Origin of the sequence: Paenibacillus sp. PAMC 26794 (assembly GCF_000316035.1) — a bacterium.
GTDB lineage: Bacteria > Bacillota > Bacilli > Paenibacillales > Paenibacillaceae > Paenibacillus.
On record NZ_ANHX01000085.1, the window covers coordinates 1 to 1,715 of the forward strand.

The following is a 1,715-nucleotide window of genomic DNA, read 5'->3' on the forward strand; positions in this document are numbered from 1 at the left end:
CAGGGGTAGGGGAGCGTTGTATAAGGGTTGAAGGTGTACCGTAAGGAGCGCTGGACATTATACAAGTGAGAATGCCGGTATGAGTAACGAAAAGATCAGTGAGAATCTGATCCGCCGAAAGCCTAAGGGTTCCTGAGGAAGGCTCGTCCGCTCAGGGTAAGTCGGGACCTAAGGCGAGGCCGAAAGGCGTAGTCGAAGGACAACAGGTCGAAATTCCTGTACCACCGTAAGCCGTTATGAGCAATGGGGGGACGCAGTAGGGTAGTGACGCGGACTGATGGATGTCCGTCTAAGCAGTAAGGCTGATGTGTAGGCAAATCCGCACATTGTAAGGCTGAGCTGTGATGGGGAGCGAAAATTGTAGTAGCGAAGGTCATGATCTCACACTGCCAAGAAAAGCCTCTAGCCAGGTGAAGGTGCCCGTACCGCAAACCGACACAGGTAGGCGAGAAGAGTATTCTAAGGCGCGCGGAAGAACTCTCGTTAAGGAACTCGGCAAAATGACCCCGTAACTTCGGGAGAAGGGGTGCCCCGGTAGTGTGAATAGCACGAGGGGGCCGCAGTGAAAAGGCCCAAGCGACTGTTTAGCAAAAACACAGGTCTGTGCGAAGCCGTAAGGCGAAGTATACGGGCTGACGCCTGCCCGGTGCTGGAAGGTTAAGGGGAGTGGTTAGGAGCAATCCGAAGCTGTGAACCGAAGCCCCAGTAAACGGCGGCCGTAACTATAACGGTCCTAAGGTAGCGAAATTCCTTGTCAGGTAAATTCTGACCCGCACGAATGGCGTAACGACTTGGGCGCTGTCTCAACGAGAGATCCGGTGAAATTTTAATACCTGTGAAGATGCAGGTTACCCGCGACAAGACGGAAAGACCCCATGGAGCTTTACTGCAGCTTGATATTGAATTTGGGTACGATCTGTACAGGATAGGTGGGAGCCTGAAGAGACATGAGCGCCAGCTTGCTGTGGAGGCAACGTTGGGATACCACCCTGATCGTATCTAGGTTCTAACCTGGTACCGTAATCCGGTGCGGGGACAGTGTCAGGTGGGCAGTTTGACTGGGGCGGTCGCCTCCTAAAGAGTAACGGAGGCGCCCAAAGGTTCCCTCAGAATGGTTGGAAATCATTCGAAGAGTGCAAAGGCATAAGGGAGCTTGACTGCGAGACCTACAAGTCGAGCAGGGACGAAAGTCGGGCTTAGTGATCCGGTGGTACCGCATGGAAGGGCCATCGCTCAACGGATAAAAGCTACCCTGGGGATAACAGGCTTATCTCCCCCAAGAGTCCACATCGACGGGGAGGTTTGGCACCTCGATGTCGGCTCATCGCATCCTGGGGCTGAAGTAGGTCCCAAGGGTTGGGCTGTTCGCCCATTAAAGCGGTACGCGAGCTGGGTTCAGAACGTCGTGAGACAGTTCGGTCCCTATCTGTCGTGGGCGTAGGAAATTTGAGAGGAGCTGTCCTTAGTACGAGAGGACCGGGATGGACGTACCGCTGGTGTACCAGTTGTTCCGCCAGGAGCACCGCTGGGTAGCTATGTACGGAAGGGATAAACGCTGAAAGCATCTAAGCGTGAAGCCCCCCTCAAGATGAGATTTCCCAGTATGTAAGACCCCTTGAAGACGACGAGGTAGATAGGCTGGGGGTGGAAGTGCAGCAATGCATGGAGCTGACCAGTACTAATCGGTCGAGGGCTTATCCAATAGCAAGTTGTAA

At 53.9% G+C, this 1,715-nt stretch carries 1 rRNA gene; it reads left to right on the plus strand.

Annotated elements, in window-relative coordinates:
• A 23S ribosomal RNA gene (locus D829_RS34410) occupies nt 1-1,702 on the plus strand; the annotation flags it as partial.
• Nucleotides 1,703-1,715 lie beyond the last annotated feature (13 nt).